13 protein-coding genes are annotated in these 15,460 nt (G+C 58.1%); 8 read left to right on the forward strand and 5 right to left on the reverse strand.

Going from position 1 to position 15,460, the window contains the following annotated elements; translation table 11 throughout:
* On the forward strand, positions 1 to 615 hold a 615-nt coding region (locus tag IGS51_RS02760; protein ID WP_297075606.1), incomplete at its 5' end, for a M23 family metallopeptidase.
* Positions 616 to 867: 252 nt separating this feature from the next.
* Positions 868 to 1,290 (forward strand): polymer-forming cytoskeletal protein, encoded by a 423-nt coding sequence (locus IGS51_RS02765; protein WP_172356458.1) that lies wholly within the window; start codon positions 868 to 870, stop codon positions 1,288 to 1,290.
* Positions 1,291 to 1,339: 49 nt separating this feature from the next.
* Here the strand turns inward: IGS51_RS02765 and thiO are convergent, their stop codons facing one another.
* The 3 genes from thiO to IGS51_RS02785 all read right to left on the reverse strand — a co-directional run bounded on the left by thiO (position 1,340) and on the right by IGS51_RS02785 (position 4,452).
* The gene (gene thiO, locus IGS51_RS22275) at positions 1,340 to 3,388 is read right to left on the reverse strand and encodes a glycine oxidase ThiO (RefSeq protein ID WP_367279241.1); all 2,049 of its coding nucleotides are present in this window, start codon (positions 3,386 to 3,388) and stop codon (positions 1,340 to 1,342) included.
* 39 nt (positions 3,389 to 3,427) lie between these two features.
* Positions 3,428 to 3,847, reverse strand: coding sequence for a hypothetical protein (locus tag IGS51_RS02780; protein WP_297075609.1), 420 nt, complete (start codon positions 3,845 to 3,847; stop codon positions 3,428 to 3,430).
* 143 nt (positions 3,848 to 3,990) lie between these two features.
* Positions 3,991 to 4,452 (reverse strand): hypothetical protein, encoded by a 462-nt coding sequence (locus IGS51_RS02785; protein WP_297075611.1) that lies wholly within the window; start codon positions 4,450 to 4,452, stop codon positions 3,991 to 3,993.
* An 868-nt stretch (positions 4,453 to 5,320) separates the two neighbouring features.
* On the opposite strand from IGS51_RS02785, the gene cimA reads away from it, so the two are divergent.
* Positions 5,321 to 6,967 (forward strand): citramalate synthase, encoded by a 1,647-nt coding sequence (gene cimA, locus IGS51_RS02790; RefSeq protein WP_297075613.1) that lies wholly within the window; start codon positions 5,321 to 5,323, stop codon positions 6,965 to 6,967.
* Between the two features lie 99 nt (positions 6,968 to 7,066).
* Positions 7,067 to 7,939 (forward strand): P-loop NTPase, encoded by an 873-nt coding sequence (locus tag IGS51_RS02795; protein WP_297075616.1) that lies wholly within the window; start codon positions 7,067 to 7,069, stop codon positions 7,937 to 7,939.
* Positions 7,940 to 7,965: 26 nt separating this feature from the next.
* On the opposite strand, the gene IGS51_RS02800 is transcribed toward IGS51_RS02795, so the two are convergent.
* Both IGS51_RS02800 and IGS51_RS02805 read right to left on the reverse strand, forming a co-directional pair.
* The gene (locus IGS51_RS02800; protein ID WP_297075619.1) at positions 7,966 to 8,313 is read right to left on the reverse strand and encodes a DUF952 domain-containing protein; all 348 of its coding nucleotides are present in this window, start codon (positions 8,311 to 8,313) and stop codon (positions 7,966 to 7,968) included.
* Positions 8,314 to 8,388: 75 nt separating this feature from the next.
* On the reverse strand, positions 8,389 to 11,223 hold the full coding sequence (locus IGS51_RS02805; protein ID WP_297075621.1) for an ATP-binding protein: 2,835 nt from the start codon (positions 11,221 to 11,223) through the stop codon (positions 8,389 to 8,391).
* Positions 11,224 to 11,589: 366 nt separating this feature from the next.
* Between IGS51_RS02805 and IGS51_RS02810 the strand changes: the two genes are divergently transcribed.
* The 4 genes from IGS51_RS02810 to IGS51_RS02825 all read left to right on the forward strand — a co-directional run bounded on the left by IGS51_RS02810 (position 11,590) and on the right by IGS51_RS02825 (position 15,368).
* Positions 11,590 to 12,444, forward strand: coding sequence for a circadian clock protein KaiA (locus IGS51_RS02810; RefSeq protein ID WP_297075623.1), 855 nt, complete (start codon positions 11,590 to 11,592; stop codon positions 12,442 to 12,444).
* A 95-nt stretch (positions 12,445 to 12,539) separates the two neighbouring features.
* Positions 12,540 to 12,854 carry a circadian clock protein KaiB gene (gene kaiB / locus IGS51_RS02815; RefSeq protein WP_068507005.1) on the forward strand — a complete coding sequence of 105 codons (315 nt, stop codon included), beginning with the start codon at positions 12,540 to 12,542 and terminating at the stop codon, positions 12,852 to 12,854.
* Positions 12,855 to 13,088: 234 nt separating this feature from the next.
* The gene (kaiC, locus tag IGS51_RS02820; protein WP_172356476.1) at positions 13,089 to 14,654 is read left to right on the forward strand and encodes a circadian clock protein KaiC; all 1,566 of its coding nucleotides are present in this window, start codon (positions 13,089 to 13,091) and stop codon (positions 14,652 to 14,654) included.
* Positions 14,655 to 14,729: 75 nt separating this feature from the next.
* Positions 14,730 to 15,368 (forward strand): cofactor assembly of complex C subunit B, encoded by a 639-nt coding sequence (locus IGS51_RS02825; RefSeq protein ID WP_297075628.1) that lies wholly within the window; start codon positions 14,730 to 14,732, stop codon positions 15,366 to 15,368.
* Positions 15,369 to 15,460 lie beyond the last annotated feature (92 nt).

The raw sequence follows: 15,460 nt of genomic DNA on the forward strand, positions 1-15,460 counted from the left end.
GACGATTCTGGGACTGCTGAGGCTGAGTCGGCGGGCGATCGCCCCCTGCGTCCTCCCGTTCGACAGTCCGAAAGCAGCAACTTCCAGGGTGGACTCCCGCAGGCAGTGCCGCCGGAGCTAATGCTGCAAGCGGCCCAGGCGCAAATTCCTGGATTGCTCCAAAAGTTGCAGCAGCGGGTGCAGCCTGCGCTGGAAAAGACGCTGATCCGCGAAGACGCACGCCCCAAGGGAGTTCCGCTAAAAGGGCGAGGTGTGGAGATTTCTTCCGAGTTTGGGCTACGACGCAACCCCTTTGGCGGCGGCTACGAGCTACACCAGGGGATGGACTTTACCGCAGCCTACGGCACGCCGATTCATGCAACGGCTCCGGGGCGAGTTGTGACGGCGGGTTGGTCGCAGGGCGGCTATGGCTATCACGTCATTGTGGATCATGGCTATGGCTACCGCACGCTCTATGCCCACATGACCAAGGTTGAGGTCGAGGCGGGGGCGAAAATCGAGCGCGATCGCCTTGTGGGTTATCTAGGCAGCACCGGACGCTCCAGCGGTCCCCACCTGCATTACGGGGTGTATTACAACGATCAGCCCATCGACCCCAAAGATTATCTGGAGTAGGATTTAGCTGGAAGCAGCGCATCTACGTCTTAAAGCACCGCGTCAGTAGTTCTTCAGATCTCTCTAGATGTCGTGTTGACTTTCTCGATCAGCCTTGACCAGCCAAACGTATCCGCTTTGAGCGTATCCGCTTTGATAGTACAAAGCTGGGTCTGCTGTAGAATTCTGCCTAGAGGAGTCAATTTATTTCGTGCAGGTTATTTCGTGCAGGGTAGAGGGACAACGCAACTCAGTTTGGGGGGTTATTGAAAGATGTTTTTTGCACGCAAGCCAGCGGTTTCATCGGGTTCGTTGACCTATCTGGGTGAAAAGTGCGAGATCAATGGCGATATTCACCTGGAAGGCAACCTGCGGGTCGATGGCATTGTCCACGGCAATGTGGAAGTTCTGGGCGATATGGAAGTGTCGCACACCGGGTTGGTTGAAGGGCTGGAAATTCGCGCCCGCAACCTGATTATTCACGGTGTGGTCAAGGCGCGTCTCATGGTAGATGGCAAACTGTCAGTCAGCAAAACCGCCCGCCTGGAAGGCGACGTGACGGCTGGCGCGATTGACATCGAAGGTGGCGCATTCTACACCGGGCACATGGCCACGACGGATGCCAAGTCGCTTCCTGGAACCGGCCGCTTGCCAGAGCTAATTGGACGAGAGCAGACTGGCGGGCTTGGGGGCTAGGGATCAGGGGCGATCGCCCGACCCTATTCCCCGTCACCTCGCCATCCCGTCATCCCGTCACTGTGCCCGTCAGCGGCGAGCTTGCGCTGGCGCAGCTTTTCACCGGGATGCGGCCCGAGAGATAGGCCAGACGGCCGGCCTGGGTCGCCAAGCCCATTGCGTGACCCATGAGGACGGGATCTTGCGCCTGGGCGATCGCCGTATTGATCAACAGCGCATCGGCCCCCATTTCCATCGCCTGAGCGGCCTCGCTGGGCGCACCAATCCCTGCGTCCACGACAACAGGCACGCTGGCATTTTCGATGATGATTTGAATGTTCGCAGCGTTGCGAATGCCCTGACCAGAGCCAATCGGGGAACCCAGCGGCATCACCGTCACGCAGCCCGCCTCTTCTAGGCGCTTGGCCAGCAGCGGGTCGGCGTTGATGTAGGGCAACACGGCAAAGCCTTCCTTCACCAACTGCTCCGCCGCCTGGAGTGTGCCAATCGGGTCAGGCAGAAGATATTTGGCATCGGGAATCACTTCCAGCTTCACGAAATGATTGTCCTCCTGCCCCAGTAGTTTCGCCATTTCCCGCCCCAGTCGGGCAACACGGATCGCCTCTTCTGCCGTCTTGCAGCCTGCGGTATTGGGCAACATCCACAGCGTTTTCCAATCCAGCGCCTCGCCCAAGCCTTCATGCCCTGGCGCGTTGGTCTGCACACGGCGCACCGCCACCGTCACGATTTCGCTGCCGCTGGCGGCAATGCTGCGGCGCATCAGGTCGAAATTGGCATATTTGCCCGTGCCCGTCATCAGCCGCGACCGGAATTCGCGTCCGGCAATGATCAGCGGCTTTGGATCAGGCGTTGACGTGGATGCAAGGGGAACTTCGGCGGAAATCGGGTCAGCAGGTGTAGCAGTTTGGATCATGGCAGCGGAATTTAAGAATGGGGGAGAGGCTTGGGAGGAAGATGGCTGGGGAACTGGAGCAGACAGCGAGCCAGCGCCCGCTTGAAATCGCCGCCAAGAGAAGGCAGCCAGCAGCGGGTCAGCCTGCTGATGACACACCCAGTCGGCAATTAGGCGGGCGGTGATCGGCGTGAGCAAAATGCCGTTGCGATAGTGCCCGACGGCGAGTGTGAGATTGTCGCAGGGGCCAGGGCCGAGGATGGGCATCTCGTCGGGCGTTGCAGGACGAAAGCCCCACCAGGTTTCTTGAATTGGGAAGTGCTGCAGGGCAGGATAGACAGCGATCGCCCCCGCCAGCAGCTCGTTCAGGCCCGCAGGCGTGTTTCCAGGCATAAAGCCAACGGGTTCGCTGGTTGCCCCCACCACGATGCGCCCGTCACGCCGGGGCACGATATAGGCTCCGGGCGCATACAGCACCTGCTGGAGCGGGAGTTCCGCCGTTGCGCTGGCCATTGCGCTAGGGGGAACCATGACCGAAAACATTTGCCCCTTGCGCGGCTGTACGGGCACGGGGAGCAGGGCACGGCTCCAGGCCCCCGTCGCCAAGACGTAGTGGGGCGATCGCCACAGGCCCGCACTCGTTTGCACGCCGACCACCTGCTCCCCACGCTGCTCTAGCCCCAGCACCTCCACGCCTTCGTGCAACTCCACCCCCAGCGACTCCGCCGCCAGCCGCAGCGTCAGCGTCAGCGCCCGATTGTCTACCTGCCCATCTTCGGCATACCACCAGCCGCCCACGACGCGATCGCCCAGCCCCGGCTGAGCCAGGTGGATGGCCGCAGTGTCGAGATAAGGGGAGGATTGGGGAGAGGGCAGATGGGCGCGTTGGCGTGGGGACGAACCCTCAATGGCGAGTTCTAGGGACAAAATGCCGCAGGGCCAGTAGCCTGTGGATTGTCCGGTCAAGTCTTCGAGTTTTTGCGTCCAGTCAGGATAGAGGGCACGGCTTTGCAAACACAGGTCGAGCATCGGCCCGTCGAGATGCTCGGCGCGGGGAGCCAGCATTCCGGCAGCGGCATGACTGGCGGCTTGCTTAAAGTCGCGGCTGAGCAGCGTCACCGACATACCACGCAGTCTTAACTCTACGGCGATCGCCAGTCCAACTGCACCGCCGCCAATAATCAGCACATCAGAGGCCGAGTTCATATCTACAGCAGAAGGAGGGGGGTGAAACAGTCCACTACCCTACCATAGACCCCTAACGGGTGTCTGCGCTGGAGCCGCTGGGGCGGGTTGGGGCTGGAAGGTCGAGTCTGGTTGTGGAAAGCTGCCGGGATCAGGCGAAAAGGTGGCCTCACCGCCGACTGAGGCAGGAGCCTGCTGAACGGGCGTTTCTCCGGCGGGGGTTGTGGCTTCCCCCCCAACCGCAGCAGGGCTGGGAGCGGGCTGGGTCTGCTGACTGGTGCGAAAGATATTGGGAATGGGAAGCCTGGGTAGCGATAGGGTAGCGGAGGGATTTCTGACTGCATTGGACAGCAACAGCGCGGCGATCACCCCCAGCACAGAAAACGCAATCAGCCGCACTGCCCCGGTTGCCAGCGTATTAATCAAAGCACCCAACACCAGGATGATGAGAATGAAACCCACGATAGAGATTGTATTCATGCAGCTAGCCCCCTCCAGAGTTCACTCGACATCTCGATGTATCGTGCCTATCATGCCGCGTTCCCATCTCGCTTTCTCAAGTCTATGCCGGACGGCTGCCCTCCGATAGCTTGCGGCATTACGTCCGCCTCAACTCCGCCGGATTACCACAGCGCTCGAATTGGGCCGCGGCCACCAGAGCCGTAATAGTAGGTTCCGTCGTAATAGTAGCCGTCGCCATAATAGACCCCAGATGGCCCCCCCATGCCATCGTAGATGGGGCCGTCGCCATAGATGGGGCCATCGCCGTAGATGGGGCCGCCCATATCCTGGGTGCTGCGGCTAGGAGCCTGATTGGTGGCTTGGGGAACGGTTTGGGGATTGACCTGAGTCCGGGTCGAGGGCAGGTTGGCAGGAGCCTGAGCCGCAGGAGGCTGTTCCCGCGTTGGACGCAGGGATGGTGGCGTGAACGAAATGGGCCAGCGGGTCTGGAAAATCGTCAGCGCGAAAAACACCAGCAGCCCAAAGCCTAGATAGCGATACCAATCCTTTGCCAGGATGTTGACCAAGGCAGCCAGGATCAAAAACGCGATGAGAAATCCAAGAAACTCAGCAGTTAACAGCATGACCTGCTCCCCAAAATAGCCCCTAGTCCATACTTCCTTTGGATTTGAATTTGGACATAGAGGGCGATCGCCCTCCAGCCCCCGTCATCCTTCACCGTAAACTTCATCCGCAAACTGCCTAACTGCAAACTGCCCGACCGCAAACTGCCTAACCGCAAACTGCCCGACTTCCATAAGTTGCCTAACACCCCTAACACCTCAGTCTGGCAAGCCAACCGCCGAACCTTCGTGGGAGAATTGGAAGACAGCGACGGCCGTGCCCAATCTGGAAAATCCCATCCCAGACAATCCCAGACTAGACAATCTGGGAAGACCATCCCAGCCTGGCCAGTCCCAGATTGCCCCAGCCCCCTCTGCCTGCATGGCGCGAGTACTGCTAGCCCCCAGTTCACGCCCGTTGCTCAAACGCATGATTCAGACTAAACCCACTAAACCAACCCACTCAACCAATTGTTATGAAAGCCAATTTGTTATGAAGGTCAATCCCCTGCTGTAATAGGATCTGACGGAGATAGTTTCCTACTTTGTCCTCAGACGGTTTTCCTCAAGTCTGCACTGGCGGTATAGACCTGGTACGGCTAGGAAACAGGACGACCTGGCTGGAGCAGTTCGGTAGCACCCTCAAAATCGAGGCTCTGAAAAATCAAGGCTCTGAGGGCTGGAACTCTGCAAAATCAGCCGAATACACGAATACTGAAATACATTTGTCCATCTAAACTCCATCTGAACTTTAACATTCCTTTTTGACTTGCATTCACCTCCCTCAGGGAGTCTTTTGAAAAATCTTTTGAAGCGTTTGGGAAACACAAGGTTTGCCCTTATCCTCCTGATTTCTCCTGATTTCTACCCTCTAACCCCGCACCTCTCAATGACCACTGCCGAACCGATCTGGATTTACGACACCACCCTGCGCGACGGTGCCCAGCGAGAAGGGCTGTCGCTTTCCCTAGAAGACAAGCTGCGAATCGCCCACCAGCTTGACCAGATGGGCATTCCCTTTATCGAAGGCGGCTGGCCAGGCGCGAACCCCAAAGACGTGCAGTTTTTCTGGCAAATCAAGGAAGAACCGCTGTCTCAGGCGGAAATTGTGGCCTTCTGTTCTACTCGCCGACCGGGGCGCACCGCTGCCGAAGACCCGATGCTGCAACCGATTTTGTCGGCGGGGACGCGCTGGGTGACGGTGTTTGGGAAGTCGTGGGATCTGCACGTTATCGAAGGGCTGAAGACCACGCTGGATGAAAACCTGGAGATGATCCGCGACACGCTGAGCTATTTCCGCAGCCAGGGGCGGCGCGTGATCTACGACGCGGAGCATTGGTTTGACGGGTATCGGCAAAATCCTGACTATGCGCTGGAAACCCTGGGGGCGGCGATTGCCGGAGGGGCGGAATGGCTCGTCCTCTGTGACACCAACGGGGGCACGCTGCCCCAAGATGTGGCCACGATTACCCGCGCGGTGTCCAAGTATATCGTCAATCATCTGGCCAGCCACCCGCTCGACCCCGATCGCCCTGCCCCGCAAATCGGCATCCATACCCACAATGACTCTGGCACGGCGGTGGCCAATGCCCTGGCAGCCGTGGGCGAGGGCGCACGCATGGTGCAGGGCACGATCAACGGCTACGGCGAGCGCTGCGGCAATGCCAACCTATGCACGCTGATCCCCAATCTCCAACTGAAGCTGGGCTATGCCTGCGTCCGTGAGGAGCAACTGGCCAAACTGACCGACACCAGCCGCCTGATCAGCGAGATTGTCAATCTGGCCCCAGACGACCACGCGCCGTTTGTGGGACTCTCTGCCTTTGCCCACAAGGGCGGCATCCACGTCAGCGCCGTAGAGCGCAACCCGCTGACCTACGAACACATCCGCCCAGAGCAGGTGGGCAACCGCCGCCGCATTGTGATTTCTGACCAGGCCGGGCTGAGCAATGTGCTGGCCAAGGCCCGCAGCTTTGGCATCGAGCTAGAAAAGGATGACCCCACCTGTCGCCATATTTTGCAGCACTTGAAAACGCTGGAAAACGAAGGGTATCAGTTTGAAGCGGCGGAGGCTAGCTTTGAGCTGCTGATGCGGGAGGCGCTGGGGCAGCGGCAGCGGTTCTTTGAGCTACAGGGCTTTCAGGCGCGGTGCGATATGGCTCCAGAGATGAATGACGGCAATTCCTACGCGCTGGCAACGATCAAGGTCCGGATTGACGGCAAGGACTATCTGGAGGCGGCTGAGGGCAATGGCCCCGTGTCGGCGCTGGATGCAGCCCTGCGGAAGGCGCTGGTGAATGTTTATCCGGCGATCGCCCAATTCCACCTGACGGATTACAAAGTGCGGATTCTCGATGGCGGCGCGGGGACTTCGGCCAAAACTCGCGTGCTGGTAGAGTCGAGCAATGGCCACCAGCGCTGGACGACCGTGGGCGTGTCTACCAACATCATCGAAGCGTCTTATCAGGCGGTGGTGGAGGGGCTGGAATATGGTCTGCTGCTACAAAATCAGGCGGAGGCAGTGCTTAGCACCTGAAGCCGAAACTCGGCCGATGCAGCAGGGATTCATCCTATTCCTGCAAAACTTCGTCATACTGATGAGAAATAACGTGAGAAATAACGGGGTTGCCCCTCCATGCCCACGTTGATTTCGCTCCAGTCCTGTCGCCACGGGGTCGGCAGAACCAATCTGACGGCAAATTTGGCAGCTTGCATGGCCACCCAGGGCTACCGTGTGGGCGTTCTGGATGCCGATGGCGCTGCGCCGGGAATTCATGCCCTGTTTGGTCGAACGGCTGCGTTGGACGATATGGCGATCAATCAGGACGTGTGGAGCAACTGGGCGAGCGATGCCGCATCAGGCGATCGCCCGCTACCCTTTTCAAGTACTGCTATTCCAATAGGCCAAGGCACTGTGCTGCTGCTGGGGGGCGATCTGTGCCTAGTGCCGCCCGACCTGCGGGTACGGGATGTGCAGCGGTGTCTTCAGCAGGGCTACGATCCCGACCCTTTGGGGCAGGGACTCCGCACCGTGGCAGAGCGACTGGGGCTAGAGTTTTTGCTCATCGACACTTACCCCGAACTGGACGAAGGCACAATGCTATGGATGGCAGTGTCCGATGCAGTTGTTTTGGTGCTGGGGCTGGATGCGACCGAGTTTCAAAGCCTGGCCGTGCGGATGGACATTGCTCGCACACTAGAAGTCCCTCAAGTCTGGCTATTGGCTAACCAGGTGCCGCCTGCCTATAGGCTGGGAGAAGTCTGGCGCAAGCTGGAGCGTAGCTATGGCAAGGCCCTGATTGGCGTGTTGCCGATGGTGGATGAGATGCTGGCGCTGGGCAGCAGTGGGCTGTTTTACCCGACCTATCCCGACCATCCGCTCAGTCTTGCGCTAGAGGCGATCGCCCATCAGTTGATCAAAGCGCCTGTGATCAAAACAATCGCGCCCATCAGTCAGTTGCAATCTGTTTCTGCCGATTTGCCGCCAGATCCCAAATCTGTAGATTAGGCACGCAAGATTAGGCACGAAACGCGCTACTGAGGCGCAAGGGCGATCGCAAATGATCCGTCTGCGCTAGGTTGCAGCGGCTCCACGCGCACCACGGCATCCAGATTGAGCGGGCCGTAGACGTGGGGAAAGTGGCGGTCCACGGGCACGCCCGCTACCTCATCATACTGAAGCGGAGACTGGAGGCGATCGCCCTCAATCCACAGCAGCACCAATCCCTTCTGCCCCGCAAAGAAAGTATTCGCCACCCAATTAATTTGCGCTGCGGTGGAACAGTGCATAAAGCCCTCTGCGTCCAAACTGGGGGCCCGATACTCGCCCAACACCTGGGCCTGCTGCCATTGGGGTTGAGTTGTAATGTGGAACAGGAGCATAGGCAGGCACTAGAAAACGTGACAGAAAACCACAGGATGGACGGGTGAGATGCCTTCGAGAACCGACTCCAAGACTCACGCACGCCCGCTTGCCACCTGAATGACCTGAAACAGCGCCGATTCTTCGACCGCGCCAAACGCATCGACGGGGGTCAGCGGTGCCAGACAGGGAAACACCGTCAGCCCCGGCACACGGTTGGCAGATTGGGTGGTTTCCGGAGTGAGGGTAATCATCGGCACGGTACTCAGCACCGTATGTTCATAGAGATGTTTGAAATAGGTCGTGGGATCAGGCAGGCTGCCTTCTAGCACGACCACATGGGGCTTCCAGACCCGCGCCAGCAAATCTGCCTGGTCAAGATCACTCACCTCCACCACCCGGTAGGGGTAGCTGTGCAGTAGCTCCGACACGCTGGGGCCGTCGGCAGCAAGCGCCTGGGGCGACAGACGCAGATGCAGCACGGTCAGGCGATTGGCAGGAATCGGCGACCACTCATCCGGTGTCTGGGTGGCTTCCAGAATGCTCTTGCGAAGAGACTCAGGGTGGATGGGATAACTCAGGCAAGCGCTGGCCCCGTAGGCGATCGCTCTCGGTTTTTCCTCCGTGCTGCCGCTCCAGATGACGGGCGTGGTGCGAGTATCGATGCCGGCCTTGAGCAGCGTTAGCACGTCCCAGCCCGACAGCAGCGGCAGATTCGGATTCAAAATCACCAGCGCAGGCTGGAGCCGCCGCACTTTTTCTAGGGCTTCGGTGCCGCTGCGGGCGATCGCCACCCGATAGCCCAACTGGCGCAAACCAGTATCCAGCACCTCAATTCGGGCCGTGCCCGTCTCAGCCACCAGCACAAGCCGCTGCTGAAGTTTTCGGGATGCATGAAGCGGCAGTTTGGTCGGCCGGGGCTGCAAATCTTTGGGCAGCAGCACCGTAAAGCGACTGCCCTTGCCTTCCTCAGAGATAAAGGTAACGTCGCCACCGTGCAGTCGGGCAAGGCGCTGCGTCAGCACCAATCCCAACCCAGTGCCTTCAAACCGTCGCGTTAAGGGGTTTTCAAGCTGCTGAAATTTTTGGAAGATGAGATGCTGCTTATCTGCCGCGATGCCAATGCCCGTATCCCAAACCGTAAAAGCCACCCAGCCATCCCAAGTAGTCACTTCCAGCCCCACCTTGCCCGTCGTCGGCGTAAACTTGAGCGCGTTGGAGAGCAGGTTGGTCAGCATTTGCCGCAACCGCAGGTCATCCGCTGTCATTTCGCTTAGCCCCGGCTGAATGCTCAGGCTAAATTCTGGTTCTTCAAGCGTCTCGGCGGCTTTTCCGGCTTCAGACACAGAGACTTCCTGATGAAGCTGGCGGGCCTGCTCATAGGCCCGATGACAGATGGAAGCTAGCTCGACAGACTCCAGATTTAGCTCAAGCTGCCCAGTTTCGATCCGGGTCAGATCCAGAATGTCGTTCACAATCAGCGTCAGGTGGCGACCGCTCTGATAGATCAGTTGGGCATAGCGGGCCTGGCGATCGTTGAGGGGCCCAACTAGCTGCTCCTTGAGCAGGCTCGATAGACCCAGCACCGCCGTCAGCGGCGTTTTTAGCTCGTGGCTGATGCAGGACAAGAACTCGTCCTTGAGGCGGTTAAGCTGGGCCAGCTCAGCGGTTTTTGCGGCCAACTCTCGCGCCATCTGGTGCTGCTCGGTTACATCTTGAGCAATCACCAGCCAGAGGGGCGGGAGGTCTGGCGTGCTGCTTTTGCCCAACGAGAACCGGGTCAATTGCCACACGCGGTCTGGAAAATATTCCTCGTCAGGGCTGTCGGAAAGGATGTCTTGGGGATGAAGATGGCGGGGCTGGGGCGAGGGCGGCAGGGTAGAGACGCGGTTGGGCGGAGTCGGGGTTGGCTCTTTGGGGATTCGCTGGTGCAGCGTATGGGCTTTTTGAGTAGGGCTATGAGTGGAACCGTGGGTGGAACCGTGGGTGGGGCTGTGGGTCGGCCATGCTGCCGCAGGTTTTGGCCGCCCGGTGGGTGGCTCTGCTTCGAGACGGCAAAACGGCGGTAACCGCACCTCCGTCTGAGCAACGTCGGCCTCCTCCATCGCGGCGATCGCCTCCAGCACCTTGGGTTCGTCGCCAATCTGCTGCTGCCAACCCTGGCTATAGGCCACCCCTCCAGACTCTGCTCGCCACAGGATCATCGGCACAGGTAGCCCTTTGACCAGCCCCACCAGCCCCGACCCCAGCGGCGGTTCACCCTGGGCTGGCTGAGCCTTGTGCTTGGATCGCCCAAAGGGGGACGAGGCCGTGCCAACGGCAATCTGCCAGGGGCGATCGCTCGCGCTATTCTCAGGTTTGACGGTAGGCAGTGCAGAGGGCGGTTCAGGCGCATGTGGTGGAGAAGATGGGTCGGTCGGTGATGCTAAAGCAGCCAGAGCGTCGGGAGCAGCGAAAGCGGACGGCCCATTAGCCCTCGCTGGCAGAACGGCAAAATGTCGCCAAAAGGCGATTGCATCTACTGCGCCCAGCACCTTGCCCGCCTCATCCACCAGCACCCACGGCGGATCGCTGGCATGGAGCCAGTGCCAGCCCTCGGTCACTTCCCAATCGGCTGGCAGCACCGTCAGCGGTTGCAGCAGGGCAGGATGATCGATCAGAATATCTTCTAGGCTGGTGTCTAGCAGCGGGGTCGCCCCGGGGGGCAGGTCTAGGTGCAAGAGTGTCAGGATACGGCTGATTTGCAGCCGACCCAGCGGCGCACCCTGTTCATCCACGGCGATCGCCTCAGCTGTCTCTTGCTGCCGACCCTGAGCCATCAGCCTAATCAGCGTCTCTTTGATAGAGACTGACAACATGGGTTCCAAAAAATCGCGCAATCGAGGAATGGGCATAGCACCAAGGCAGAACTCCGGGTCGGTGAGCGCCATAACCTAAAACCCACTAAACCCAATAAACTCTAGGACTTACGCACTTGCGATAAGTTTTCTAGGTTTTGGACGATTTCTCGCGGGCTGCGCCCGCGAGAAATCGTCCCACTGCGTAAGTCCTAAACTCATTATGGTGGTGTGATCCAGGGATTGGAAACGTTTGCCCCGATAACTAGTGTTAAACTTCTAACATTAGTGCTAAATGTTGCGTTTCCCGACGATTTTGTCTTAAGAACTATCACCTTTTTTGCAGATTTCTTGCAAAATCTTTGAGACTTTTGCCAACTCGCTCATTGCAATCCCTGACTCACGCCCTTGCTCTCTCTCTGCGCGTTAATCTACCCCCAGAGCCTGCTTCCTTCACTCTTGCAGGCTTGGCAAAGCGATATGATGATCGGGGGCGATCGCTCTCGATGTCAGGTCACGTCTTTCCACCAGCTCGACCTCTTTCTAGACTACGTTCAGCGCGAAAAGCGTCAGATTGACTGTCTGCTGTTTGAGAACAACCCCGACCTCAAAACAGCCCTCTCTCAGCTTCGCCAGAGGAGTATCTTTCTGCCTGCCATCGTGCTAGAGCCGGAACCCCTCCAGCCCGTGCCCTCTGCCGATGCAATTTTCGACGAGCTGCTGCAAGAAGCAGATGCCATCACCTACCACTCGGCGATCCTGCACGTCCCGGTGACTCAGTTCTCCGAGCTAGAACATCTAACCGAAAAGGCGATTAACCAATTCCTCAAGCTGTCTGCAACCCCCTCCAGCTTGAATCCGTCTACCCCCAGTCGGGTTGGCACGCTTACGACCCATTCCTCTCTGATTCAGCAGCAGCGTCGCCTCTCTGAGAAGTTGAGCGAACGCCTGGGATACCTGGGGGTCTACTACAAGCGTAATTCCGCAAACTTCCTTCGACACATGCCCCCCCCAGAGCGGCAGGAATTTCTGGAACAGCTTAAGGCCGAATACCGAGAGATCATTCTCCGCTACTTTATAGAAGACTCACAGCTCAACGAAAAAATCGATAACTTCGTGAACCTGGCGTTTTTTGCCGACGTGCCAGTGGCGCAGGTCGTTGAGATTCATATGGAGTTAATGGATGAGTTTGCCAAACAGCTCAAACTGGAGGGACGCAACGACGAAATTCTGCTTGACTATCGGCTGACTTTGATCGATGTGATTGCCCATTTGTGTGAGATGTATCGCCGCTCGATTCCTCGCGAAGCCTGAACCCGCTGAACCTTGCTGGCTCGTTGCAAGTCTCACTATCTATCCGCCCAGGTTGATATCAATATTCTTTATTCGATTGCCTTTCCCATCAACCCATGAGTCCCCTAAGAAAAACCTACATCCTCAAGCTCTACGTTGCCGGGAATACTCCGAACTCCGTGCGGGCGCTGAAAACCCTGAACCACATCCTGGAGAATGAATTTCAGGGGGTCTACGCGCTCAAAGTGATTGACGTGCTGAAGAACCCCCAGCTTGCGGAGGAAGACAAAATTCTGGCAACGCCGACCCTGGCTAAGATTCTGCCGCCCCCCGTCCGCAAGATCATTGGCGATCTGTCTGACCGAGAAAAAGTCTTGATCGGCCTTGACCTTCTGTATGATGAATTGGGTGAAGAGGAAGCAGAAATCTAGAGTGACTGGGATTTCTGTAGGGTGCTGGCTGCGTTTTTACCGGACTGGCTGTGTTTTTGGACCGCGTGTGGGAATGGGGCGATCGCCCGTCTACACGACTACCCTACACGACGACCCGTGTCTTCTAAAGCTGCCTCATCAGCCCCATCGATTCCAGCAGCAAACCTCATTGAATCTTCGTTTCGAGTCTTCAAGGTTTCTAAAAGTTTCTAAATTTTTGGTAGATATCTGGGTATGAACGATTCGAGTCAGACTGGACAGCAGCAGAACGGCGCGGCTCTCATGGGTGTCCAGAAGATTCGCACCATGATTGAGGGCTTTGACGACATTAGCAACGGTGGGCTGCCAGTCGGACGCGCCACGCTCGTTAGCGGCACCTCTGGAACCGGCAAAACCCTCTTTGCGGTGCAGTTCCTCTACAACGGCATTACTCACTTCGACGAAGCAGGCATCTTCGTCACCTTTGAAGAAGCCCCTGCTGACATCATCAAAAACGCCTACAGCTTTGGCTGGGATCTGCAAAAGCTGATCGACGACGGCAAGCTGTTCATCCTTGATGCTTCGCCCGATCCCGAAGGGCAGGAAGTCGTCGGCAACTTTGACCTGTCGGCGCTGATCGAGCGGATTCAATACGCCATCCGAAAATACAAAGCCAAGCGCGTCTCGATCGACTCGGTAACGGCAGTGTTTCAGCAATATGCCGCCGTTTCTGTGGTGCGGCGCGAAATCTTTCGCCTGGTGGCTCGCCTCAAGCAGGTCGGCGCAACCACCATCATGACGACAGAGCGCGTCGATGAATACGGCCCCGTTGCCCGCTTTGGGGTCGAAGAGTTTGTCTCTGACAATGTGGTCATTGTGCGGAACGTGCTGGAGGGCGAACGCCGCCGCCGCACGATGGAAATCCTGAAGCTGCGCGGCACTACCCACATGAAGGGCGAATATCCCTTCACCATCACCAATCAGGGCATCAATATCTTCCCCCTGGGAGCCATGCGCCTGACCCAGCGCTCCTCCAATGCCCGCGTGTCGTCTGGCGTGGCAACGCTGGACTCGATGTGTGGCGGCGGCTTTTTCAAAGACTCGATCATCCTGGCAACCGGGGCAACGGGGACAGGCAAGACGCTGCTGGTCAGCATGTTTTTGCAAAACGCCTGTCAGAACGGCGAACGCGCCATCCTGTTTGCCTATGAAGAGTCGCGGGCGCAGCTTTCGCGCAACGCCTATTCCTGGGGTATTGACTTTGAAGACCTGGAGCAGCGCGGCCTGCTCAAAATCATCTGCGCCTATCCCGAATCGGCGGGTTTGGAAGACCACCTGCAAATTATTAAGTCAGAAATTGCCGAGTTCAAGCCGTCGCGCATTGCCATTGACTCGCTCTCGGCGCTGGCGCGGGGCGTAAGCAATAACGCCTTCCGGCAGTTTGTGATCGGCGTGACGGGCTATGCTAAGCAGGAGGAGATTACGGGCTTCTTTACCAACACCACGGATCAGTTTATGGGGTCGCACTCGATCACCGATTCCCACATTTCCACGATTACGGACACAATTTTGATGCTGCAATATGTGGAGATCCGGGGCGAAATGTCTCGCGCCATCAACGTCTTCAAGATGCGTGGCTCCTGGCATGACAAGGGCATCCGCGAATATATCATCAGCGAGAATGGACCAGAGATTAAGGACTCGTTCCGCAACTTTGAGCGGATCATCAGCGGTTCGCCCACTCGCATCTCGGTAGACGAAAAGAACGAGCTATCGCGCATTGTGCGGGGCTTCCAGGAAAAGAGCGACGGCGAAGTTTAGAGCAGTTTTACGCTGTTTTATGCAGTTTTAGGTTTACGCAGTTTTAGGCTAGGTATTGCGCGTTGAGCAAATCTCGTGAGCAAGGCTGATCCAAATCGGGTGCTGCGCCTGATGCCGCTGGCGGTGGGCGGGCTGGGCGGCACGCTGCTGCTGATTAACCGACTGGCTACGTCAAATCTGACGGATTTTCAAGCCCGGTCGGACGTGGTGGGGGTGATTTTGAGCGCGGTGCTGATCCTGACGGGGCTGCTGTGGCAGCGCATCCAGCCGCGATCGCCCGATGCGGTCATCCTCAACGGCGAAGAAGGGTTTGACCTGGCAGACGACCTGCCCGACGCTGCCAAGCTAGAACTGGCCTGGGCCTCACACCTGCTGCTGACCAACACCGTGACGCGATCGCTCGTCATTTGGCAAGACGGGCGCGTGCTGCTGCGGCGCGGCGTGCTAGTTCCCAAAACGCTAGAAAAGCCCGGCCCGATTGTGCAACGCGCCCTCGACACCCAAAAGCCGATTTATCTGGTGAACCTGCAACTCTATCCCGGCAAGATCGAGTTTGACTATCTGCCAGACAATACCCAGGGCGTGATTTGCCAGCCGATGGGCGATCGCGGCGTGATGATTCTCGCAGCCAACGCGCCGCGCAGCTACACCCGCCAAGATGAAATCTGGATTGCGGGGATTGCCGATAAGCTAGGCGAGACGATCCGCCCATAGCCCCATTGCTGTCGCCATCCTGACTCTCACAACCTCAAGATGGCTTCAGACTGCTTCAGACGGCTTTAGAAATGCCGGTCAATCGTCAGGGG

The organism is Thermoleptolyngbya sp. M55_K2018_002 (assembly GCF_015295965.1).
In the GTDB taxonomy this organism is placed as follows: domain Bacteria; phylum Cyanobacteriota; class Cyanobacteriia; order Elainellales; family Elainellaceae; genus Thermoleptolyngbya; species Thermoleptolyngbya sichuanensis.

What these genes read in the sequence shown, in the direction of transcription:
- IGS51_RS02800 (WP_297075619.1), bottom strand. Translation starts at nt 8,313, where the DNA reads ATGCTCCTGTTCCACATTACAACTCAACCCCAATGGCAGCAGGCCCAG.
- kaiB (WP_068507005.1), top strand. Translation starts at nt 12,540, where the DNA reads ATGAGTCCCCTAAGAAAAACCTACATCCTCAAGCTCTACGTTGCCGGG.
- kaiC (WP_172356476.1), top strand. Translation starts at nt 13,089, where the DNA reads ATGAACGATTCGAGTCAGACTGGACAGCAGCAGAACGGCGCGGCTCTC.
- IGS51_RS02795 (WP_297075616.1), top strand. Translation starts at nt 7,067, where the DNA reads ATGCCCACGTTGATTTCGCTCCAGTCCTGTCGCCACGGGGTCGGCAGA.
- IGS51_RS02780 (WP_297075609.1), bottom strand. Translation starts at nt 3,847, where the DNA reads ATGAATACAATCTCTATCGTGGGTTTCATTCTCATCATCCTGGTGTTG.
- IGS51_RS02785 (WP_297075611.1), bottom strand. Translation starts at nt 4,452, where the DNA reads ATGCTGTTAACTGCTGAGTTTCTTGGATTTCTCATCGCGTTTTTGATC.
- IGS51_RS02805 (WP_297075621.1), bottom strand. Translation starts at nt 11,223, where the DNA reads ATGGCGCTCACCGACCCGGAGTTCTGCCTTGGTGCTATGCCCATTCCT.
- cimA (WP_297075613.1), top strand. Translation starts at nt 5,321, where the DNA reads ATGACCACTGCCGAACCGATCTGGATTTACGACACCACCCTGCGCGAC.
- IGS51_RS02765 (WP_172356458.1), top strand. Translation starts at nt 868, where the DNA reads ATGTTTTTTGCACGCAAGCCAGCGGTTTCATCGGGTTCGTTGACCTAT.
- thiO (WP_367279241.1), bottom strand. Translation starts at nt 3,388, where the DNA reads ATGAACTCGGCCTCTGATGTGCTGATTATTGGCGGCGGTGCAGTTGGA.